General features: G+C 71.4%; 21 protein-coding genes. 10 read left to right on the plus strand and 11 right to left on the minus strand.

The window, feature by feature from the left end; genetic code table 11:
- Position 1: 1 nt before the first annotated feature.
- Positions 2-457: an ATP-binding protein gene (locus OG562_RS39675; RefSeq protein WP_266406704.1), complete on the minus strand. Its 456-nt coding sequence runs from the start codon at positions 455-457 to the stop codon at positions 2-4.
- 150 nt (positions 458-607) lie between these two features.
- On the opposite strand from OG562_RS39675, the gene OG562_RS39680 reads away from it, so the two are divergent.
- Both OG562_RS39680 and OG562_RS39685 read left to right on the plus strand, forming a co-directional pair.
- Positions 608-838 carry a DUF397 domain-containing protein gene (locus OG562_RS39680; RefSeq protein WP_266406705.1) on the plus strand — a complete coding sequence of 77 codons (231 nt, stop codon included), beginning with the start codon at positions 608-610 and terminating at the stop codon, positions 836-838.
- Positions 839-961: 123 nt separating this feature from the next.
- The gene (locus tag OG562_RS39685) at positions 962-1,882 is read left to right on the plus strand and encodes a helix-turn-helix transcriptional regulator (RefSeq protein ID WP_266406707.1); all 921 of its coding nucleotides are present in this window, start codon (positions 962-964) and stop codon (positions 1,880-1,882) included.
- 27 nt (positions 1,883-1,909) lie between these two features.
- Here OG562_RS39685 and OG562_RS39690 read toward each other — a convergent pair whose 3' ends face one another.
- Complete coding sequence (locus OG562_RS39690) at positions 1,910-2,731, minus strand: SAM-dependent methyltransferase (RefSeq protein ID WP_266406709.1); 822 nt, start codon at positions 2,729-2,731, stop codon at positions 1,910-1,912.
- A gap of 233 nt (positions 2,732-2,964) precedes the next feature.
- Between OG562_RS39690 and OG562_RS39695 the strand changes: the two genes are divergently transcribed.
- From OG562_RS39695 to OG562_RS39705, 3 genes are all read left to right on the plus strand, one after another.
- Positions 2,965-3,708, plus strand: a complete 744-nt coding sequence (locus tag OG562_RS39695) for a transcriptional regulator (RefSeq protein ID WP_266406711.1) — start codon at positions 2,965-2,967, stop codon at positions 3,706-3,708.
- Positions 3,705-4,685 carry a threo-3-hydroxy-L-aspartate ammonia-lyase gene (locus tag OG562_RS39700; RefSeq protein ID WP_266406712.1) on the plus strand — a complete coding sequence of 327 codons (981 nt, stop codon included), beginning with the start codon at positions 3,705-3,707 and terminating at the stop codon, positions 4,683-4,685. The genes OG562_RS39695 and OG562_RS39700 overlap by 4 nt, the downstream gene beginning before the upstream one ends.
- Positions 4,686-4,876: 191 nt before the next feature.
- The gene (locus OG562_RS39705) at positions 4,877-5,242 is read left to right on the plus strand and encodes a cupin domain-containing protein (protein WP_266406714.1); all 366 of its coding nucleotides are present in this window, start codon (positions 4,877-4,879) and stop codon (positions 5,240-5,242) included.
- Between the two features lie 18 nt (positions 5,243-5,260).
- Here OG562_RS39705 and OG562_RS39710 read toward each other — a convergent pair whose 3' ends face one another.
- Entirely contained in the window at positions 5,261-6,667 is a 1,407-nt protein-coding gene (locus OG562_RS39710) for a VWA domain-containing protein (RefSeq protein WP_266406716.1), read from the minus strand.
- Positions 6,664-7,521 carry a MoxR family ATPase gene (locus OG562_RS39715; protein ID WP_266406718.1) on the minus strand — a complete coding sequence of 286 codons (858 nt, stop codon included), beginning with the start codon at positions 7,519-7,521 and terminating at the stop codon, positions 6,664-6,666. The genes OG562_RS39710 and OG562_RS39715 overlap by 4 nt, the downstream gene beginning before the upstream one ends.
- A gap of 154 nt (positions 7,522-7,675) precedes the next feature.
- Between OG562_RS39715 and OG562_RS39720 the strand changes: the two genes are divergently transcribed.
- Entirely contained in the window at positions 7,676-8,254 is a 579-nt protein-coding gene (locus OG562_RS39720) for a hypothetical protein (protein WP_266406719.1), read from the plus strand.
- A 45-nt stretch (positions 8,255-8,299) separates the two neighbouring features.
- Here the strand turns inward: OG562_RS39720 and OG562_RS39725 are convergent, their stop codons facing one another.
- On the minus strand, positions 8,300-9,145 hold the full coding sequence (locus OG562_RS39725; RefSeq protein ID WP_266406722.1) for an NAD(P)H-binding protein: 846 nt from the start codon (positions 9,143-9,145) through the stop codon (positions 8,300-8,302).
- Positions 9,146-9,262: 117 nt separating this feature from the next.
- Between OG562_RS39725 and OG562_RS39730 the strand changes: the two genes are divergently transcribed.
- Positions 9,263-9,643, plus strand: coding sequence for a helix-turn-helix domain-containing protein (locus OG562_RS39730; protein ID WP_266406724.1), 381 nt, complete (start codon positions 9,263-9,265; stop codon positions 9,641-9,643).
- A 34-nt stretch (positions 9,644-9,677) separates the two neighbouring features.
- Here the strand turns inward: OG562_RS39730 and OG562_RS39735 are convergent, their stop codons facing one another.
- The 6 genes from OG562_RS39735 to rhaI all read right to left on the minus strand — a co-directional run bounded on the left by OG562_RS39735 (position 9,678) and on the right by rhaI (position 17,407).
- Positions 9,678-10,319, minus strand: coding sequence for an LUD domain-containing protein (locus OG562_RS39735; protein WP_266406725.1), 642 nt, complete (start codon positions 10,317-10,319; stop codon positions 9,678-9,680).
- The gene (locus OG562_RS39740) at positions 10,316-11,800 is read right to left on the minus strand and encodes a LutB/LldF family L-lactate oxidation iron-sulfur protein (RefSeq protein WP_266406726.1); all 1,485 of its coding nucleotides are present in this window, start codon (positions 11,798-11,800) and stop codon (positions 10,316-10,318) included. The genes OG562_RS39735 and OG562_RS39740 overlap by 4 nt, the downstream gene beginning before the upstream one ends.
- Positions 11,797-12,552 carry a (Fe-S)-binding protein gene (locus OG562_RS39745; protein WP_266406727.1) on the minus strand — a complete coding sequence of 252 codons (756 nt, stop codon included), beginning with the start codon at positions 12,550-12,552 and terminating at the stop codon, positions 11,797-11,799. The genes OG562_RS39740 and OG562_RS39745 overlap by 4 nt, the downstream gene beginning before the upstream one ends.
- A gap of 73 nt (positions 12,553-12,625) precedes the next feature.
- A complete protein-coding gene (locus tag OG562_RS39750) occupies positions 12,626-14,062 on the minus strand; it encodes a rhamnulokinase family protein (RefSeq protein WP_266406730.1) in 1,437 nt (478 codons plus the stop codon).
- A 5-nt stretch (positions 14,063-14,067) separates the two neighbouring features.
- A complete protein-coding gene (locus tag OG562_RS39755) occupies positions 14,068-16,107 on the minus strand; it encodes a bifunctional aldolase/short-chain dehydrogenase (RefSeq protein ID WP_266406732.1) in 2,040 nt (679 codons plus the stop codon).
- Positions 16,108-16,246: 139 nt separating this feature from the next.
- Positions 16,247-17,407 carry an L-rhamnose isomerase gene (gene rhaI, locus OG562_RS39760; protein WP_266406735.1) on the minus strand — a complete coding sequence of 387 codons (1,161 nt, stop codon included), beginning with the start codon at positions 17,405-17,407 and terminating at the stop codon, positions 16,247-16,249.
- A 296-nt stretch (positions 17,408-17,703) separates the two neighbouring features.
- Between rhaI and OG562_RS39765 the strand changes: the two genes are divergently transcribed.
- Genes OG562_RS39765 through OG562_RS39775 form a run of 3 tightly spaced genes read left to right on the plus strand, consistent with a single transcriptional unit; the run spans position 17,704 to position 21,279 of the window.
- A complete protein-coding gene (locus tag OG562_RS39765) occupies positions 17,704-19,221 on the plus strand; it encodes a sugar ABC transporter ATP-binding protein (RefSeq protein ID WP_266406737.1) in 1,518 nt (505 codons plus the stop codon).
- Positions 19,218-20,312, plus strand: a complete 1,095-nt coding sequence (locus OG562_RS39770; RefSeq protein ID WP_266406739.1) for an ABC transporter permease — start codon at positions 19,218-19,220, stop codon at positions 20,310-20,312. Before OG562_RS39765 ends, OG562_RS39770 begins: the two co-directional genes overlap by 4 nt.
- The gene (locus tag OG562_RS39775; RefSeq protein WP_266406741.1) at positions 20,305-21,279 is read left to right on the plus strand and encodes an ABC transporter permease; all 975 of its coding nucleotides are present in this window, start codon (positions 20,305-20,307) and stop codon (positions 21,277-21,279) included. The genes OG562_RS39770 and OG562_RS39775 overlap by 8 nt, the downstream gene beginning before the upstream one ends.
- Positions 21,280-21,281: the final 2 nt, after the last annotated feature.

The raw sequence follows: 21,281 nt of genomic DNA on the forward strand, positions 1-21,281 counted from the left end.
GTCAGGGGTGGAGACGGGTCGGGAGCATGGCCCAGACGGTCTTGCCCATGGGGGAGCGGCGGGTCCAGCCCCAGTGCTCCGAGAGGGCTTCGACGATGTGCAGTCCGCGGCCGTGCTCCAGCAGGGGATCGCCGTCGTGCGGGTAGAGGGGCGGGTCGTCGCTGGGGTCGGTGACGGCGCACACCAGGTGCGAGCGGCGCAGGCTGAGCCTGAGGCGTACGTCGAAGTCGTCGGCCTCGGGGTCCGGGAGCGCGTGCAGGACGGCGTTGGCGGCCAGTTCGGTGACGACCATGACCGCGTCGTCCGAGCAGTGGTCCAGGGACCAGCCGTCGAGCACGCGGTGGGTGAAGTCCCGCGCCTGCGCGAATCCCTCCCGGCTGCCCGCGAGCGGCAGCACGGCGGTTCTGGGCGAGTCACGGACGGACTCGTGGCTCCGGAACTGCGCAGGTGATGACACGGTGCATCTCCCTGATCCCTGAGACGACGTCAGGACGGTCTGCCAGAAGTGCGGTTGACGGCATGGCTATTATCCACGCTGACAGTGTCCTCGTGCAATTTCACGGGAAATTGCGCGTACGAGCCACGGGCTACGAGCGAGGAGAGTGCTATGTCGTCAGTGCCGAACGGGGTACAGGCCAGCGCGCTGGACGTCCGCTGGATGAAGAGCAGCCACAGCAGCGCCCAGGGCAACTGCGTGGAGGTCGCGGCTCTGGACGGGGGAGACGTCGCCCTGCGCAACTCCCGTGATCCCCATGGGCCCGCGCTGGTCTACACGCCGGCCGAGCTGGCCGCGTTCGTCGCCGGGGCGAAGGACGGGGAGTTCGACCACCTGCTGTGAGGGGGGCGCGTCGTGAGGGTGTCGTGAACATCTGAGGGGGACTCAACTGCCGTGCCCCGTGCGGTCGGAGGCCGTCGGATGCGATGATTGGGTCTGTCGTCTGCCGGTCCACAGGGAGTCAGGATGCCTTTCGAGTCACCTCGCGTCTCCCGCCTCGAACCGTATCTGAATCGGGCCGAGCCCGCCCCGACCTTGCTGAAAATGCTGGTCGGCGTGCAGCTGGCGGGTATCCGGGAGGACGTCGGCCTCTCACAGGACCAGGCAGCGCGCGCCGTCGGATTCAGCCCGGCGAAGCTGTCGCGCATAGAGGCGGGCAAGGGGCGTCGGCCGCCCACCGAGGCCGACGTCCGTGCGCTCCTGGAGCAGTACGGGACCGACGCCTACGAGGCCTCCGTGCTGCTGCAGTTGCTGCGGCGCGCGGGCGAGCCGGGCTGGTGGCAGCGGTACGACAAGCGGCTGATGCCCGAGTGGTTCGACCGGTTCGTCGGACTCCAGGAGGCGGCCATCGCGATCCGTACCTTCGAGATCCAGTACGTGCCGGGGCTGTTGCAGACCCCCGCGTACACACGGGCGGTGGTGGAGCGCGGGCTGCCGTCGGCCCCGACCCGCGAGGTCGAGCGCCGTGTGGAGCTGCGGACGCGGCGAGCCGAGCTGCTGCGCCGCGCGGACGCCCCGCAGGTGTGGGCGATCCTCGACGAGTCGGTGCTGCTGCGCGTCCTGGGCAGCCCCGAGGTGATGCGGGAGCAGCTCGCGCATCTGGTGGCGGTGGCCCGGCTGCCCCATGTGACCGTCCAGGTCGTCCCGTTGGACCTGACGCATGCCTCCGCGCCGACCATCCCCGTCACCTATCTGCGCTTCGGCGGCACCGATCTGCCCGACGTCGTCTATCTGGAGCAGATCACGAGCGCCACGTTCCTGGAGGACCAGGACGAGACGGAGGAGTACCGGATCGCCCTGGACCGGCTGGCCGACGAGGCCCTCAACCCGCGGGAGTCCCTGGCGCTGCTGGAGCAGACGGCGGAGCGGCGCTACGCCGCTCCGTGATCACGCCCTGCGCGACCCCGCCCGTGACTACGGGCGCAGGCGGCCCACACCGCCGAACTCGATCCACTCCTGGGTGAGTTGGCGCGGAGCCACCTCGTTGTCGGGGCGCCAGGTGGAGACCTCCACCAGCCCGGGGTCGAGGATGTCCATGCCTTCGAACAGCGCGGCGACGTCCTTCTCCTGGCGCACCCGGCCCCAGTGCCCCTGGGTGGCCTGGTCCATGAAGTCGGTGACGAACTTGCGGACCTCGGGGTCCTCGCTGACGAGCTGACACATCACCAGATAGCTGCCGGGCGCCAGCCGTTCGGCCACCCGGCGGACGACGGCCTGCGGACCGTCGGTGTCGCTGTCGGGGATGCAGTGGAAGACCGAGTTGAACAGCACGGCCACCGGCTGCGAGAAGTCGATCAGCCGGGTGGTGTCCTCGTTGGTGAAGATGGCCTCGGTCTCGCGCATGTCGGCGTGGATGACGGTGGTGCGCTCGTCCTGCTCCAGCAGGGCCCGGCCGTGGACGAGGACCATCGGGTCGTTGTCGACGTAGACGACGTGCGTCGTCGGGTCGATGCGCTGGGCGACCTGGTGGACGTTGTCCTGGGTGGGCAGGCCGGAGCCGTGGTCGAGGTACTGCCGGATCCCGTACTCCTGGGTCAGGGTCCGCACGATGCGCTGGAGGAAGCGCCGGTTGTTCAGCGCAAGGGCGCGGGTGCTGGGGACGACCTTGTCGAGCTCCTCGCAGGCGGCGCGGTCGGCCGCGTAGTTGTCCTTGCCGCCCAGGTAGTGGTCGTACATGCGCGCGGCGGTCGGCACCGTGGCATCGATCGACGTGGACAGCTGCTTGCCAGGCTGCATCTCTTCCCCCAGATCCCCGCCGTGCCCTGGTCTGGCGCGGCCGACAACCCATCCTAGGGAAACGGCAATTGGCGTGGCCACCCCTTGATCGACGGTTCCCCTGAAGGCGTCGACCCGGCGCGGCCGTCCGGCGTGTCGGCCAGGCGCGTCGACCGTTGAATCGACGGCCGCTTCGGCCACCGCGTCGACCTGGACTGGCAGTCCAATGACTGGACGTATGGTCTAATGCTTTCATGGATTCACGTGATTCGGGGGACTCCCGGGGTGCCCGGGATGCTGAGCGGGACGCGATCCTGCGGGCGCTGGGGCCTGTCGTCGCCGGGATCGCGGCGACGTTCGGGCCGGTGTGCGAGGTGGTGCTGCACGACTACCGGCGACCGGAGAAGTCGGTCGTCGCCGTCGCGGGGGCGGTGACGGGGCGCACGGTCGGCGGCGCGATGAGCGAGATCGGCCTGCGGGTGCTGGCCCGTGGAGACACCGCCGACGACGAGCTGAACTACGTCACCCGGATCGGCGACGGGCGGCTGGTGAAGTCGTCGACGATGCTGCTGCGCGACTCCGCCGCCGCGGTCTTCGGCGCGCTGTGCGTCAACGTGGACGTCACCGAGGTCACCCGCGCGCAGAGCCTGCTCGCCGCGCTGGCCGGCGCCGGGGGGACGCCGACGGGAACACCGGAGGGAGTGCTGGGGAAGGCGCCGGTCACCACCTTCGGCGACGACATCGACTCCGTCGTCGACGCTCTCCTCGACGCCCATCTGGCGCGCCAGGAGCAGACCTGGGCCGGCCTCGACCGGACACGGCGCCTCGCGCTCTTCCGGAGCCTGGACGAACACGGGGTGTTCGCCGTGCGCCGCGCGATCGAGCAGGTCGCCGCCCGCCTCGGCGTCTCCCGCGCCTCCGCGTACAGCTATCTCTCCCAGGCCCGGGCCTCGACCGACCCGACCGCCGCCGACACCTCCCAGGGAGCACGCCCGTGACGACCACACCTGCGCCGATCACCCTCGACGACGTCCGTGACGCGGCCGCCCGGCTCAAGGGCGTCGCCCACCGCACGCCCGTCCTGCGCTCCCGCACCCTCGACGCGCTCGTCGGCGCCGAGGTGCTCCTCAAGTGCGAGAACTTCCAGCGGGTGGGCGCCTTCAAGTTCCGCGGCGCCTACAATGCGGCCTCCCGGCTCACCCCCGAGCAGCTGTCCCGCGGCATCGCCGCCTACTCCTCCGGCAACCACGCCCAGGCGGTGGCCCTCGCGGCCCGCGAGCTGGGCGCCGCCGCGGTGATCGTCATGCCCGAGGACGCCCCGCGCTCCAAGCGGCGGGCGACGGAGGCGTACGGCGCCGAGATCGTGACGTACGACCGCTACGGCGGCGACCGGGTGGCCATCGCCGAGGCTCTGGCCGCCGACCGGGGCCTGACGCTGATCCCGCCCTACGAACACCCGCACGTCATGGCGGGCCAGGGCACAGCGGCCCTCGAACTCCTGGAGGAGGCAGGGGAGTTGGACGTGTTGCTCGCGCCGGTCGGCGGCGGCGGGCTGATCGCCGGCAGCGCCACGGCGGCCAAGGCGCTGCACCCGGGGATCAGGATCGTCGGCGTCGAGCCGGAGGCCGGCGACGACACCAAGCGGTCGCTGGAGGCGGGCCGGCGGATCGAGATCCCGGTGCCGCGCACCATCGCCGACGGCCAGGCCCTGCACATTCCGGGGGAGCTGACCTTCTCCGTGAACCGCCGGCTCGTCGACGAGATCGCCCTGGTGTCCGACGACGAGATCCGCGCGGCCATGCGGTTCGCCTTCGAGCGTCTGAAGATCGTGGTGGAGCCGAGCGGTGCGACCCCGCTGGCCGCCCTGCTCGCCGGCCGGGTGGACTCCCTGCCCCGCCGCGTCGGCGTGATCGTCTCCGGCGGCAACGTCGACGCCGACCGTTTCGCCGAGCTCTGCGGTCCCGCAACGACCTGAGCCCTGACCCCCACCTGCGCTCCTGCGCGTCTCCGCGCCGGTGTCCGGGCCCGGGTCCCCCGAATGGCGGCCTCCGGTGGCCGGGCGGACGATGGAGAGGTATGGGGGCCTGGCTACCACCGGCGGCATCCAGGGCCGTCGGGGAGACCGGCCCCGGCCGTGGTGAGGCGCGGTCGGAAGGAGGCAGCGTCATGCTGGAAGTGAAGACGCTCGACAAGCCGGACGAGCGGCGCGATTTCCCCCGCGGCCACCTCGAGGCCGTCCACATGACGAACCTCGATTTCGCCGTGGGCACCTTCGAGCCCGGCTGGCGCTGGTCCGAGTCGGTGGCCCCGATCGCGGGCACCGCCAGCTGCGAGATCCACCACAACGGCTACATCGTCTCGGGCCGCATGCACATCCGTATGGACGACGGCGGCGAGGGCGAACTGGGCCCCGGCGACGTCTTCGTGTGCCCGGCGGGACACGACGCGTGGGTCGTCGGCGACGAACAGTGCGTGGTCTACGACTTCGCCGGCTCGATGGCGAAGGAGTACGCCAAGGCGAAGGAGGGCTAGGCCCGGGCTCGACCAGGGTCAGACCGGGAGCAACCGCTCCACCAGTGCGCCGAGTTGGCGGGCGTTGCGGCACTCGTGCATCGCGACCAGCTCGGCGTACTCGGGTGCGGCCGAGTCGCCGGAGCCCCACTGGGGGAGCGGCTCCGGGTTCAACCAGTGGACGCGACGCGCCTGTCGGGCGATCCGCCGCAGCGCCGGCAGGTTCGGATCGCCCATGTTCGTCCGCGCGTCGCCCAGCACGAAGACCGTGGTGCGCGGGCCGACCGCCGTGCCGTACCGCTCCGTGAACTCGCCCAGGGCCGCGCCGTAGTCGCTGCTGCCGTGGTAGCCGGTCAGCGCGGCCTCCGCCTGGATGCGGGCGCCGAGGCCCGCCGGGTCGGCCGCGCCGTGTTCGAGCAGGGCGGTCACCTCGTCGACGCGGTTGACGAAGGCGAACACGCGTACCTTGGCGAACTGCTCGTGCAACGCCTGCACCAGCAGCATCGTGAAGTCGGAGAACCCGGACACCGAGCCCGACACATCGCACAGCAGCACCAGTTCGGGCCGTACCGGACGGCGCCGGCGGAGCACCGGCTTCATCGGCACTCCGCCCGTGGAAAGGGAGCCGCGCAGAGTGCGCCGCAGATCGATCGTGCCGCGCGCGGCACGACGACGGCGCGCGGCCAGCCGGGTCGCCAGCTTGCGTGCCAACGGCTGCACCGTGCGCCGTAGTTCGGCCAGCCGGTCCTTCCCGGCGTACAGGAAGTCGACCCGGTCCGCGGTCGGGGCCACGGCCCGCCGGGCGATCTCCTCCCGCCCCCGCCGCTCGGCGACCCGGCGGCGCGACTCCGCCGCCACCAGGGCCCGGAAGGCCTCGATCCGTCGCCGGATCTCGTCCTCCAGCAGTCGGCCGGCGAATCCGGACCCACCGCCCCGCGCCCGCAGATCGTCGCGGACCTGCGCCAACAGCGTCTGCGGCCGAAGCCGTTCGAGCGTCTGGTGCGAGGACCAGCCGTCCGAACCCGGTGAACTCCCGTACCCGCCAAGGCCGTCGACCGCCTCGATCGCCAACTGGGCCAGCATCGCGGTGTCGTCGGCGGCGAGCGCGGCGGCGAGCCGGTCGCGCAGCTCGTCCCGGTCGCCGGGCTCGCCCAGCGGGGCGCCGACGCCGCGCGGGAAGTACAGGTCGTAGACGGCGTCGAACACCCGCCGCTGCTCCGTCGAGTGCAGCAGCGTCGCGGCCAGCCCCTCGCGCAGCAGCCCGCGGTCCGCGAACCCCAGCGCCGCCGCGGCCTCGGCCGCGTCGACGGTCTCGCCGGTGCCGACCCGCACGCCGTGCTCCCGCAGCGCCGCGACGAACCCGGCCAGCCGCGCCGCCGTGTCCGCCGCATCGGTCTTGTGCGTCGTTTCCGTCGTACCCGTCGTACCCGTCGTAGGGGTGGTCATACGGCGTCCAGGTCGAGCTTCGTCGACGCCTTCAGGATGTCGTCCTGGTGCTTGAGGATCACGCCCAGACTGTCTCGTACGACGGTCTCGTCGAGGGTGTGGGCGCCCAGGGCGAGCAGGGTGCGGGCCCAGTCGATGGTCTCGGCGACCGAGGGAGCCTTGCGCAGGTCCATCGCGCGCAGCGCCCCGACCACCCGGACCACCGACTCGGCCAGCGCCGCGTCGATCCCGGGCACCTTGAGCCGGACGATCCGCCGCTCCAACTCCTCCTCGGGGAAGCCGATGTGCAGGAACAGACAGCGCCGGCGCAGCGCCTCCGACAGCTCACGGCTCGCGTTGGAGGTGAGGACGACGAAGGGGCGGCGGGTCGCGGTGATCGTGCCCAGCTCCGGGACGGTGACCTGGAAGTCGCTGAGCACCTCCAGGAGCAGGCCCTCCACCTCGATGTCCGCCTTGTCGGTCTCGTCGATCAGCAGCACCGTCGGCTCGTCGCCGCGCAGGGCGGTCAACAGGGGGCGCGGGAGCAGGAACTCCTCGCTGAAGATGTCCGTGCGGGTCTCGTCCCAGGTCTCGTCGCGGCCCGCGCTGATGCGCAGCAGCTGCTTGGCGTGGTTCCACTCGTACAGCGCCCGGGACTCGTCGACGCCCTCGTAGCACTGCAGCCGTACCAGCCGGGCCCGGGCCACCTGGGCGACGGCCTTGGCGAGCTCGGTCTTGCCGACCCCGGCCGGGCCCTCCACGAGCAGCGGCTTGCCGAGACGGTCGGCGAGGAACACGGTCGTGGCGACCGCGGGGGAGGCGAGGTACCCGGTCTCGGCGAGCCGGGCGGAGACATCGTCGACGGACGTGAACAACGGGGCCTCCGGACGGACGCGATCGGGGGAGAGAAGCATTTCCGATCACATATCTAAGCGCTTGTTCACCTCGCTTGTCGATGTCGTCGGCGATGTCGTCGGGGGTGTCGTCGGCCGTGCCGGCGCTGTCAGTGGCACCGGTTACGTTGTGTGCATGGGTGTGTATCTGGTGAGTGTCGCCACGCAGGACTGGTTCGCGCGGGAGGAGGGGGGACATGCGGAGGTCGCCTCGGCGCTGGCCGAGGAGCTGCGCCGACGCGGGCTGCCGCCGTACCGGCCCGGAGCGGGGGCGCGGGAGGCGCCGGGCTGGTTCGAGGAGAAGGTCAGCCCCTCCATGGACGGGTTCGTCGCGCTGTGCCGGGCGCGGCTCACGGACGCGGAGGTCGCCACCCTCCTCGACTGGTCCGTGCTGGTGCCGCTGTCGCTGGATGAGGGGATAACGCTGCCCGTCGGCTCGGCGTACACCGACGAGACGCTGGTCGCCGGGGCCCCGCAGGTCCTCGCCCTCGCCGAGCGCCTGGCCGCCGTCATCGGCCTGCCCCTGGACGCGATACCGGCGACGGGCGGGAATCTCGAACTGACCCTGTGGTTCCTGGACGGCGAGGGGCGAGAGGCCGCCGCCACCCACCCGGGCCCCTGGGCCGAGGACCTGGACGCGGCCTTCTACGTGGCGCTGTACCTGCGCGCCGCCCGGTACGCCCTGCGGTACGGCTGCGCGATGAAGTACTGCTGAACGTACTGCCGAGCACACGGCCGAGCGCGCAGCCCCTTCACCAGGTCACCGATAGGCGGCCGCGTTGCGTCGCGCCCACTCGGCGAAGCCGCGCGGCGCCCGGCCCAGCACCCGCTCCACGTCGGCGCTGACCCGCTGCTCGGCGGGCGTCGGCGCGCCGAGGATGGCCAGCGAGGTCTCGACGACAGGCTCCGGCATGAACGCCAGCATCTGCTCACGCGCTTCTTCCCGCGTCTGCTCGACGAACCGGACGGGCTCGCCCAGCGCCTCGCCGATCGCGGCGGCCCGCTGCCGGGGCGTGGTCGGCGCGGGCCCGGTCAACTCGTAGACGGCGCCGACGTGTCCGTCCTCCCGCAGCGCCACGGCCGCGACCTCGGCGATGTCGGCCGGGTCGACGGTGGGCAGTCCGACGTCCCCGAAGGGGGCCGGGGCGGTCCGGTGGGCGCGCACCGGTTCCACCCAGGCGTAGGCGTTGGTGTGGAAGCTGCCCGGCCGCAGGATCGTCCAGTCCAGGCCCGACTCCCGCACGGCGTCCTCGACGGCACGCATCACGCCCCCGTGCGACGGCGACTCGGGTCGTGTCACCACCCCCAGGGAGGACAGCAGCACCACGCGGCCGATCCCGCTCGCCTTCGCCGCGTCGAGAACGTCCCGTGGCCTGAGCAGATGCGCGCCGGCCCCACCGTCGTGGAGGAACAGCGCGTCGGCCCCGTCGAACACCGGCCGCAGGCTCTCCGCGTCGGTGAGGTCCGCGCGCATCTGCCGTACGCCGTCCGGGACCTCCGCGTCCGAGATGTTCCGGGACGTCGCGGTCACCCGCGCACCGGCCGTCGCGAGAATGCGGACCAGCTCACGGCCGACGTTACCGGTCGCCCCCGTCACCACGATCATGGCTAACTCCCTGCTGAGGATGGGTTGTTGCTCTTGCCTGTCGTCCTTGCACAGCGAAGCTAACACCGCTCGTATAGTGGGTACCTAGAGGAAAGTGACTCTCCCGGAGGGATGCACATGACCGCCCATGCGCCGGAGACTCCGACCGAGACGGATCCCGAACTCGCCTGCCCCATCGCCCCCGTCGTCGACATCGTGTTCAGCCGCTGGACCACGCCGATCCTGTGGACGCTGCACACTCAGGGGCGCCAGCGCTTCGTCGAGCTGGAACGCCGGATCGCGCGCATCACCCCCAAGGTCCTCACCCAGCGTCTCAGGCAGCTCGAACGCGACGGCCTGGTCATCCGCACCTACCACCCGGAGGTCCCCCCGCGCGTCGAGTACGAGATCAGCGAACTCGGGCTCAGCCTCCGCCCGCTCTTCGCGCACCTCGCCGAATGGGCCACGGACAACCTGCCCGAGGTGGAACAGGCCCGCGAGGGCTACGACGCCAGGTGACGAGCGACGGACGAGCGGCGGGCCGGTGACGACCTCAGCCGACGAGGATCACCTCCAGGGTGCGCGGGCCGTGCACCCCCTCCACCCGGTCCAGTTCGATGTCGCTGGTCGCCGACGGACCGGAGATCCATGTCAACGGCCGCCGCGGGTCGAGGAGTTCGAGAGCCTGGGGCACGGAGGAGACGACCTGGTCGGGGACGCGCACCACGCAGAGGTGATGGTCGGGGACCAGGGTGATCCGGCGGCGGCCCTGGTCGGGGCCGCCGTCCAGCACGATCGTGCCCGTCTCGGCGACCGCCAGCGCGCACGCCGTGACCACGCTGTCGACCCGGTCGAGCTCGTGCGCGGTGCTCTCGCCCCGGTCCGCGACCCGCGTGACGTCGCTCTCCGCCAGCCACGCCTCCGGCAGACCGGTCGGCACGAGCACGGTCGCCGCCTCGCGCCGCGCCAGCAGCCGGGCGACCAGAGAGGGGAGTTCGGCCTCGGCGCACCGGTGCACCAGCGCCCGGTAGTCCGCCAGGTTCTCCGCCAGCAGCTCCACCGTCTCCGCGACGCTCCGCCCGCCGTGCTCGCGCAGATAGTCGCGGGCGACCGCATCCTCGTACGAGGGGTCGTCCCGCGGTACGTCGGCCAGGGCGCGTCGCACCCGGCCCAGGATCTGTTCCCTGCTGCTCACTTCGCCCCGCCCTCTCCGCTTCCGCCGTGCGTGCGCTGCCACCAGTCGCGGAACGGCTCCGCGGGCACGGCCGGCAGTTCCCGGGTGTCGCTCCACGCCTTGCCGGGCCCGGGCAGCGCACGCGGATGCAGCCGACGCGTACGGGACGCGAGCCGCTGTCCGGTGCGCAGGGCGCCGGGGTGGCTGAACGCCCAGCGGGCCGCGCGCATCGCCGCCCGCTCGGCGGCATGCCCCTTGGCGGGCTTGAGCACCACCTTGTTGCCCTCGCGGGTCACCGGCCCGCCCTCGACGACCCGCTCCCGCAGATGCACCAGCACCTCCGGGATGTCGATGGCGACCGGACAGACCTCGTAGCAGGCCCCGCACAGCGACGAGGCGTACGGCAGCGAGGCGTCGATCTCGCTCGCGGTGCCCCGGAGTTGGGGGCTGAGGATCGCGCCGATAGGCCCCGGGTAGACCGAGCCGTAGGCGTGGCCGCCGGCCCGCTCGTACACCGGGCACACGTTCAGACAGGCCGAACAGCGGATGCAGCGCAGGGCCTGGCGGCCGACCTCGTCGGCGAGGGTGTCGGTGCGGCCGTTGTCCAGCAGGACGAGATGGAAGGTGCTCGGCCCGTCGCCGTCCGCGGTGCCCGTCCAGGTGGACGTGTAGGGGTTCATGCGCTCGGCGGTCGAGGAGCGGGGCAGGGTCTGGAGGAAGACCTCCAGGTCGCGCCAGGTCGGCACGATCTTCTCGATGCCGACGACCGAGATCAGGGTCTCGGGAAGGGTGAGGCACATCCGCCCGTTGCCCTCGGACTCGACGACCACCAGGGTGCCGGTCTCGGCGACCATGAAGTTCGCGCCGGAGATCCCGACCTTCGCCCGCAGGAACTTCTCCCGCAGATGGAGGCGGGCGGCTTCGGCGAGTTCGGCGGGCGTGTCGGTCAGCCCCTCGGGGGCCGGGCGGCCCCACTCGCTCATCTCGCGCGCGAAGATGTCCCGGATCTCGCCGCGGTTGCGGTGGATGGCCGGGACGAGGATGTGCGAGGGCCGGTCCTTGCCCAACTGCACGATGAGTTCGGCGAGATCGGTCTCGTAGGCGTGGATGCCCTCCGCTTCGAGGGCCTCGTTGAGGCCGATCTCCTGCGTGGCCATCGACTTGACCTTCACGACCTCCGACTCGCCGGTCATCCGGACCAGTTCGGTGACGATCCGGTTCGCCTCGTCGGCGTCGGCGGCCCAGTGCACGATGCCGCCGGCGGCCGTGACCGACTCCTCCAACTGGACCAGATAGCGGTCGAGATGACGGAGCGTGTGGTCCTTGATCTGCTTGCCGGCCTCGCGCAGCGCCGCCCAGTCCGACACCTCCGCCACGGCCTTCTCCCGCTTGGCGCGGATGGTGTGGGTGGCGTGGCGCAGATTGCCGCGCAGGGTCGGGTTGTTGACGGCTTCGTGCGCGGCCTTGGGGAAGGCGGGCATCCCGACGAACGTGCCGCTCATACGGTCGGCTCCTCTTCCGTGCTCGCCAGGATCTCCGCGATGTGCACCGGCCGCAGGTCCGTCCGCAGCCGGGCCATGGTCCCGCCGAGGTGCATCAGACACGAGTTGTCGGCGGCGCACAGCACCTCCGCGCCCGTGGACTCGGCGTTGCGCACCTTGTCCGCGCCCATCGCCGCCGAGACGTCGGGGTTCTTCACGGCGAAGGTGCCGCCGAACCCGCAGCACTCCTCCGCCCCCGGCAGCTCGGCCAGCTCAAGACCCTTGACGGCCTGCAGCAGCCGCCGGGGACGCTCGCCGAGCCCCAGGCTCCGCAGCCCGTGGCAGGTCGGGTGGTAGGTCACCTTGTGCGGGTAGTACGCCCCGACGTCCGTCACCCCCAGCACGTCCACCAGGAACTCCGTGAGCTCGTAGGTCTTGGGCGCCACGGGCGCCAGCGTCGCGGCCAGGGTGTCCCCGCGCCCCTCGGCCCGGGCCCGTTCGCCCATCCTCGGATACAGCTCCCGCACCATCGCCCCGCACGAGCCGGAAGGCGTCACGATCGCCTCGTACTCCCCGAAGACATCGGAGAAATGCCGGGCCAGCGGTTCGGCCTCGTGGCGGTAGCCGGTGTTGTAGTGGGCCTGTCCGCAGCAGGTCTGGGCCATCGGGAAGTCGACCTCGACGCCCAGTCTGGTCAGCAGTTTCACCACGGCACGGCCGGTGTCGGGATAGAGCGTGTCGTTGACACAGGTCAGGAACAGTGCGACACGCATCGCGGCTCCTCGGGGTCGATCATCGGATGAGTGAAGCCTAGTAGGAGGGGAGAGGCGCGGGGGAGACCCCGGCTCACCGGGTGGCGAGCCGAGCCTCCGCCTCCTGCCAGCGCGCCGCGTCGCCGCGCGGCTCGAACCGCGTCAGCGGCTGGGTACGGACGAGGAGCGCCCGCATGTCGGCCAGGTCGCCGACGATGCCGTGCGTCCGGGCCTGGACGAGCACGTTGCCCAGCGCGGCCGCCTCCGTCGGGCCGACCACCACCGGCAGCCCGCAGGCGTCGGCGGTGAGCTGGCACAGCAGCGCGTTGCGGGTGCCGCCGCCGACGATGTACACGCAGTCCACCGGATGGTCGGCCAGCCGCTGGGCGTCCCCGACCGCCCGGCGGTGGGCCAGGGCCAACGAGTCGAGGATGCAGCGGGTGATCTCCGCCGGGGACCCGGGAACCGGCTGCCCCGACGCCCGGCAGGCCTCGGCGATCCGCTCCGGCATCCGGCCGGGCGCCAGGAAGGCCGCGTCCCCCGCGTCCACGACCGACCGCAGCGCAGGCACCGCGGCCGCCTCCCGCAGCAGTACCCCCAGATCGGGGTCGCCCCAGGCCCGTACGCACTCCTGGAGCAGCCACAGGCCCATGATGTTGCGCAGATAGCGGACCGTGCCGTCCAGCCCCAGCTCGTTGGTGAAGTTGGCGGCGCGGCTCTCCTCGGTGAGCACGGGCGCGTCGAGCTCCAGACCGGCCAGCGACCAGGTGCCGGTGCAGATGTACGCGAACCGTTCGCCCACCGCCGGGACGGCCGCCACCGCTGACGCCGTGTCGTGCGACCCGACGGCCGTCACCGGCACGGGCCCGCTCAGCCCGGTCTCCTCCAGCACCTCCGCCCGCAGCAGCCCCGCCGGATCGCCCGGCCGCCGCAGCGGCGCGAACAGCTCCAGGTCGACACCCAGCCGCGCGGCGACGTCGTACGACCACGAGCGCGTCCGGGGATCGATCAGCTGGGTCGTCGAGGCGTTGGTCAGCTCGGTCCCCTGCTCGCCCGTCAGCCAGTACGACAGCAGGTCGGGGATGAGCAACAGTCGCCGCGCATGCGCCAGTTGGGCAGAAGAGGCCGCCGCTGTGAGCTGGTACAGGGTGTTGAAGGGCGCGTACTGGAGGCCCGTGGCCGCATACAGCTCGGCGGCCGGCACGGCTCCCCACACCTTCTCCGCGATCCCGTCCGTGCGGGCGTCGCGGTAGTGCACCGGGTTGCCGAGGAGGGCCCCGTCGGCGTCCAGCAGGCCGTAGTCGACGGCCCAGCTGTCGATGCCGACCGAGTCCACCTGACCGGCCGCCCGCAGCCCGTCCAACACCCCCGCGTACAGGGACAGCACATCCCAGCGCAGCCCCTCCGGCACCCGGACCGGCCGGTTGGGGAAGCGGTGCGCCTCCGTCAACTCCAGGGAGTCCGGGCCCACTCGGCCGACCATGACCCGCCCGCTGGACGCGCCGAGGTCGACGGCGGCGTACGACCGCACGGCCGTCACCGGAGGAACGCGGCCGCCACACCCGCGTCGACGGGGACGTGCAGTCCGGTCGTGTGGGTGAGCTCACCGCCGGTCAGCGCGAACACGGCGTTCGCGACGTGCTCGGGCAGCACCTCGCGCTTGAGGATGGTCCGCTGCGCGTAGAACTCGCCCAGCTTCGCCTCCTCGACCCCGTACACCGCCGCCCGCTGAGCGCCCCAGCCGCCGGCGAAGATGCCCGACCCCCGCACCACCCCATCCGGGTTGACCCCGTTGACGCGAATGCCGTGCTCGCCCAACTCGGCTGCCAGCAGCCGCACTTGGTGAGCCTGGTCGGCCTTGGTCGCGGAGTAGGCGATGTTGTTGGGCCCGGCGAAGACCGCGTTCTTGGAAGCGATGTAGACGATGTCGCCGCCCAGCTCCTGCGCGATCATCACCCGCGCCGCCTCACGCGAGACGAGGAAGGACCCCCGGGCCATGATGTCGTGCTGGAGATCCCAGTCCTTCGCCGAAGTCTCCAGCAGCGGCTTGGAGATGGAGATCCCGGCGTTGTTGACGACGAGGTCGACCCCGCCGAACGCCAGGGCGGCCGCCCGGAAGGCGTCGGCGATCTGCTCCTCGGACGTCACGTCGACCGTGACGGCGACGGCCTTGTCGGGCCCGCCCAGTTCCTCGGCGACGGCCGACGCGTTCCGCGCGTCCAGATCGGCTACGACGACACACGCGCCCTCGGCGACCAGCCGACGCGCGATCGCCTTCCCGATCCCGCTGCCGGCCCCGGTGACCAGGGCCACCCGGGTCGCCAGCGGCTTCGCCTTCGGCATCCGCTGGAGCTTGGCCTCCTCCAGCGCCCAGTACTCGATACGGAACTTCTCCGACTCCTCGATCGGCGCGTACGCCGACACCGCCTCGGCCCCCCGCATCACGTTGATCGCGTTGACGTAGAACTCGCCGGCCACGCGCGCCGTCTGCTTGTCCTTGCCGAAGCTGAACATGCCGACGCCGGGGACGAGCACGATCGCCGGATCGGCCCCGCGCATGGCGGGCGAGTCGGACAGTGCGTGCCGCCGGTAGTAGGCGGCGTACTCCTCCCGGTACTCGGCGTGCAGCTCCTTCAGCCGCGCGATCGCCTCCTCGAGCGGAGCCGTGGGCGGCAGGTCCAGGACCAGCGGCCGCACCTTGGTCCGCAGGAAGTGGTCCGGGCAGGAGGTGCCGAGCGCGGCGAGCCGCGGATGCTCGGCCCGTGCCAGGAAGTCGAGGACGACGTCGGCGTCCTCGAAGTGCCCGACCTGCGGCCGGTCCTGCGAGGCGACGGCCCGGACATACGGCGCGAGCGCGGCGGCCCGCTCCCGCCGCTCGGCCTCGGGCAGAGCGCCGTACCCCTCGACGACGCCCCCGAAGGGCTCGGCCTTCCCCCTCTCCGCCAGGAAGGCCTCGGCGGTGCGGATGATGTGCAGCGAGTTGCGCTCGCACTCCTCGGAGGTGTCTCCCCACGCCGTGATGCCGTGCCCGCCGAGGATGCACCCGACGGCCTGCGGGTTGGCCGCCTTCACGGCCGCGATGTCCAGCCCCAGCTGGAAGCCCGGCCGCCGCCACGGCACCCACACCACGCTGTCCCCGAAACACTCGGCGGTCAGCTTCTCCCCGTCGGCCGCACAGGCCAGCGCGATGCCCGAGTCGGGGTGCAGATGATCGACGTGGGCGGCGTCGACGAGCCCGTGCATGGCGGTGTCGATCGACGGCGCGGCGCCGCCCTTGCCGTGCAGGCAGTAGTCGAACGCGGCGACCATCTCGTCCTCGCGCTCGACGCCCGGGTAGACGTCCGTCAGGGCCCGCAGCCGATCCAGCCGCAGCACGGCCAGCCCGGCCTCGGTGAGCGTCCCGAGGTCACCACCGGAACCCTTCACCCACATCAGCTCGACGTCCCCGCCGGTCACGGGGTCTTCGTCGGTCCCCTTGGCGGACGTGTTGCCGCCGGCGTAGTTGGTGTTGCGGGGATCAGCGCCGAGCCGTTGAGACCGGGCCAGGAGAGCGGAAGCTTCGGGGTGCGGTGCCATGAACGTCCAGTCCTTACTTGAGAGAGGGGAGAGCATTTCCCTAGGGGCGCGGAGCCGTGTCGACGTGCGGCTCCGCCGCGCGGGCGCGACCGGCCACGACGTGCCCGCGGCCCGCGACGGAACAGATCCAGGCAGACGCTCACGCGCCCCAGCCGGCCTGCTCCCCGCCGACCCGCTCGGCGACGATCTTCTCGGCCCACCCGGACCGTCGGTACGCGGCGATCGGCTCGGGGTCCAACCCCATCTCCTCGCGCACCTCACGAAGCAGCGGCCGGACGTCCGTGTTGTACGCGTCCATCAGGACGGCGTTCGCCTCGAGCACATCGCCGGAGGCCTGTGCCTCACTCAGCGCGTCCCGGTCGATGAGCAGCGCCTTGGCCGTGGCCTCCTGCACGTTCATCACGGACCGGATGATCGCCGGGATCTTCGCCTCGATGTTGTGGCACTGGTCGAGCATGAACGCCACCTCGGACGTGAAGCCGCCCCCACGCACGACCTCGTACATGATCCGGAACAGCTGGAACGGGTCGGCGGCGCCCACCATGAGGTCGTCGTCCGCGTAGAACCGTGAGTTGAAGTCGAACCCGCCGAGCTTCCCCTCCCGCAGCAGCGTGGCGACGATGAACTCGATGTTGGTGCCGGGCGCGTGGTGCCCGGTGTCCACCACGACCTGCGCCTTCGGCCCGAGCTTCAGGCAGTGCGCGTACGCCGTGCCCCAGTCCGGGACGTCCGTCGCGTAGAAGGCGGGCTCGAAGAACTTGTACTCCAGCAGCATCCGCTGCCCGTCCCCGAGCCGTTCGTACACCGCGGAGAGGCCCTCGGCGAGCCGGTCCTGCCGCGCGCGGATGTCGTCCTGGCCGGGATAGTTCGTACCGTCGGCGAACCACAGCTTGAGATCGGCGGAGCCGGTCGCGTCCATGATGTCGACGCACTCCAGCAGATGATCAAGAGCCTTGCGTCGCACCGCCGCGTCCGGGTGGCAGATGCTGCCCAGCTTGTAGGCGTCGTCCTGGAAGGTGTTGGAGTTGATCGCGCCCAGCTTCACCCCGCGATCCTCGGCATGTTTCGCAAGTGCGGAGTAGTCCTCCACCTTGTCCCAGGGGATGTGCAGGGCCACGGTCGGGGCCACGCCGGTGAACGAGTGCACCTGCGCCGCGTCGTCCAGCTTCTCCTGCGGGGTGCGCGGGACGCCCTCCTGGGCGAACACCTTGAAACGGGTGCCTGAGTTCCCGTACGCCCACGACGGCGTCTCGACGGCCTGGGTCTTGAGCGCGGCCTTCACCGCGGCGAGGTCGGTCACTTGGGCTCCTGTGACATCGGTCCGGAAGGACATCCGGAGGGGCATTCGGAAAGCCATCCGGAACGGCTCTCGGATGAAACGATTCAGAACGGGAAGCTATGAGCCCGTCGGGGGAGTGTCAAGACTTCCGGCCAGGCCCGTTCTCCGTGACCGCTGCGTGACCTTCGGCTATCGAAAACTTTTCGAGACGTACCCATTGACGTGACATGGCCCGGATGCCTAACGTCCCGGCAATCCAGTTGAAACCTTTCACGACGCCGTGAGGGCATGTCCCGGGCGTCGTCGAGGAGCCATCCATGACCCACCCGTCCGACGCGGGACCGGCCCCGGTGCTGGCGTTGAGGGACGTAGCCAAGTCCTTCGGCGCCGTTCGCGCCCTGCGGGGCGTCTCCCTGGAGCTGTTCCCCGGCGAGGTACACGCCCTCGCCGGCGAGAACGGCGCGGGCAAGTCCACGCTCATCAAGACCCTCGCGGGAGTGCACCGACCCGACGCCGGTCGGGTGCTGCTCGACGGTGAGCCCGTCGTCTTCCACGGTCCCGGCGACGCCCGCGACGCCGGCATCGCCGTGATCTACCAGGAGCCCACGCTCTTCCCCGACCTGTCGATCGCCGAGAACATCTTCATGGGCCGCCAGCCCCGCCGCGCCCTCGGCCGCATCGACCACAAGGCCACCCGTGCGGCCACCGCCGCCCTGATGCAGCGCCTCGGCGTCGACCTCGACCCCGACCGCCCGGCGCGCGGACTGTCCATCGCCGACCAGCAGATCGTCGAGATCGCCAAGGCGCTCTCCTTCGACGCCCGCGTCCTGATCATGGACGAGCCGACCGCCGCCCTCACCGGCAGCGAGGTCGCCCGACTCTTCGGCGTCGTGCGCACCCTTCGTGAGCAGGGCGCGGCGGTGCTGTTCATCTCCCACCGGCTGGAGGAGATCTTCCAGATCTGCCAACGCGTGACCACCCTGCGCGACGGCGCCTGGATCGCCAGCGAACCGATCGAGGACATGACCGAGGACGACCTGGTCAGACGTATGGTCGGCCGCGACCTCGACGAGCTCTACCCCAAGCAGGACGTGACGCCGGGCGAGGTCGCCCTCAGCGTCCGCCGGCTGACCCGGGAGGGCGTCTTCACCGACGTCTCCTTCGAGGTCCGGCGCGGCGAGATCGTCGGCCTCGCCGGACTCGTCGGCGCCGGGCGTACGGAGGTCGCCCGGGCGGTCTTCGGCATCGACCGCTGGGACGCGGGGGAGGTCGCGGTCGACGGCCGCACGCTGACGAACGGAGCCCCCTCCACCGCGATGGCGGCCGGCCTCGCGCTGGTCCCCGAGGACCGGCGGGCCCAGGGCCTGGTGATGGACATGTCCATCGAGCGCAACATCGGTCTCACCGGCCTGCGGACGACCGTGAAGGCCGGTCTGATGGACCGCGGCGCAGAGCGCAGCCGCTCCCTCGACTGGGCGGTCAAGCTCCAGGTGAAGTACGCCCGGATCGCCGACACCGTCAACACGCTGTCCGGCGGGAACCAGCAGAAGGTCGTCCTCGCCAAGTGGCTGGCCACCGGCCCCAAGGTGCTCATCGTGGACGAGCCGACCCGCGGCATCGACGTCGGGACCAAGGCCGAGGTGCACCGGCTGCTCAGCGAGCTGGCCGCCGACGGGGTCGCCGTCCTGATGATCTCCTCCGACCTGCCCGAGATCCTCGGCATGGCCGACCGCGTGCTGGTGATGCACGAGGGCCGGCTCGCCGCCGAGATCCCCCGCACCGAAGCCACCGAGGAAACCGTGATGGCCGCAGCCACCGGGAGGGCCGCCGCATGACGGCGACCACCTCCCACGAGGCCCCCGTCGCCGAGGCGCCGAAGTCCAGCGGCACCCGGCTGGTCGACCGCGTGTTCAAGATGCGCGAACTCGCCATCCTGGTCGTCTTCCTGGTGATGATCGCCGTCACCCAGGCCGGCAACAGCGAGTTCCTGTCCGAGCAGGGCATCAAGGACCTGCTGCTCAACGCCACCATCCTGGTGCTGGTCGCCACCGGCCAGTCCCTGGTCGTCATCACCCGCAACGTCGACCTGTCGGTCGGCTCCACCCTCGGCATCAGCGCCTTCGCCGCCGGCGCCTATCTGCACGGCGGCGGCAACCCGGTGATCGCGATCGTGCTGGCGGTCCTGCTGGGCGTCGGCTTCGGGCTCCTCAACGGCCTGCTGGTCAGCCTCGGTCAGGTGCCCGCCCTCGTCGTCACCCTCGGCACGCTGTACATCATCCGCGGTATCGACTCCATCTGGGTCGGCTCCCGCCAGATCACCGCCGCCGACCTGCCGAACTCGTTCGTCGACTTCGGATCCGGCGGTCTCTCGGCGGTGCCGTGGCTGGCGCTGATCGCGCTCGCCGTCCTCATCGCCACCGCGTACTACCTCAAGCACTTCGGCAGCGGACGCGAGCTGTACGCGCTCGGCTCCAACCCGGAGGCCGCCCGCCTCGCCGGCATCCCGGTCCGCAAGCGGATCCTCGCCGCGTACACCTTCTGCGGCGGTCTCGCCGGACTCGCCGGGGCGATGTACCTGGCCCGGTTCGGCAACGTCGACTCCGGGACCGGCAACGGCTACGAACTCACCGTCGTCAGCGCGGTCGTGGTCGGCGGCGTCGTCTTCACCGGCGGCTCCGGCAGCGTCTACGGCGCAGCCCTCGGCGCGCTGCTGCTCACCTCCATCAACAGCGTCCTGCCCGCACTCGGCGTCAGCTCGGTCTGGGTGCTCGCCATCAACGGCGTGCTGCTCCTGCTGGCCATCGCGGTCGACCGGGTCGTCGCCCTACGGGTGGCGTCCGCGCTGAAGAGGAAGTCGGCCGCGACCAGGACCACCACCGCCCCCGTGAAGACCACCGTCAAGAAGGGAGACGCCGGCCATGCCTGAGTCGCTCACCCGCGCCATCCGCTGGGACACGGTCGTCGGCGCCCTCCTGATCGTCCTGCTGCTGTTCTCGTTCTCCTTCGTGGACGGCTTCGGCAACGCCCTCAACCTGTCGTTCCTCATCGGCAACACCCTGCCCATCGCGCTCATCGCGCTGCCGATGACCCTGCTGGTCGTCTCCGGCGAGATCGACCTGTCCGTCGCCTCCACCGCCGGGCTGTCCGGCTCGGTGATGGGCGCCCTGTGGAACCAGGGCATGACGATCGAGACGATCATCCCGATCTGTCTGCTGCTCGGCGTGGTGTGCGGGCTGGTCAACGGCCTGCTCGTGACCCGCCTCGGGCTGCCCTCTCTCGCCGTCACCATCGGCACCCTCGCCGCCTACCGGGGCATCGCGCAGATCGTCCTCGGCTCCGACGCGGTCACCGACTTCCCCACCCAGTACCTGGACTTCGCGGCCGGCCGGGTCGGGGACAGCTTCCTCCCGCAGGCCTTCCTGCCCTTCGTCGTCCTGCTCGCGATCGCTGTGGTCGTCCTGCACGCCACCCCGTTCGGACGCTCGCTGTTCGCCACCGGGGCCAGCGAGGAGGCCGCCCGGTTCGCCGGCATCCGGGTCAAGCGGCAGAAGCTGATCCTGTTCACGGTGACCGGGCTGATGGCCTCCCTCACCGGGATCTTCTGGGCGCTGCACTACGCCAGCGCCCGCTACGACAACGCCACCGGCCTCGAACTCTCCGTCATCGCGGCCGTCCTGCTCGGCGGCATCGACTTCGACGGCGGCAAGGGCACGCTCGGCGGCGCGATCGCGGGAGTCTTCCTGCTCGGCGCGGCGCAGAACGTGATGAGCCTCCAGGACGTCTCCGCCCAGTCGCAGATCGTCGTCACCGGCGTCCTGCTCGTCGTCTCCGTGCTCGGCCCCCGGGTCGCACGGCAGATCTCCGTCGCGAGGGCGGCACGCTCCGCCGGATAGGC

It is taken from the genome of Streptomyces sp. NBC_01275 (assembly GCF_026340655.1).
Classification (GTDB): Bacteria; Actinomycetota; Actinomycetes; order Streptomycetales; family Streptomycetaceae; genus Streptomyces.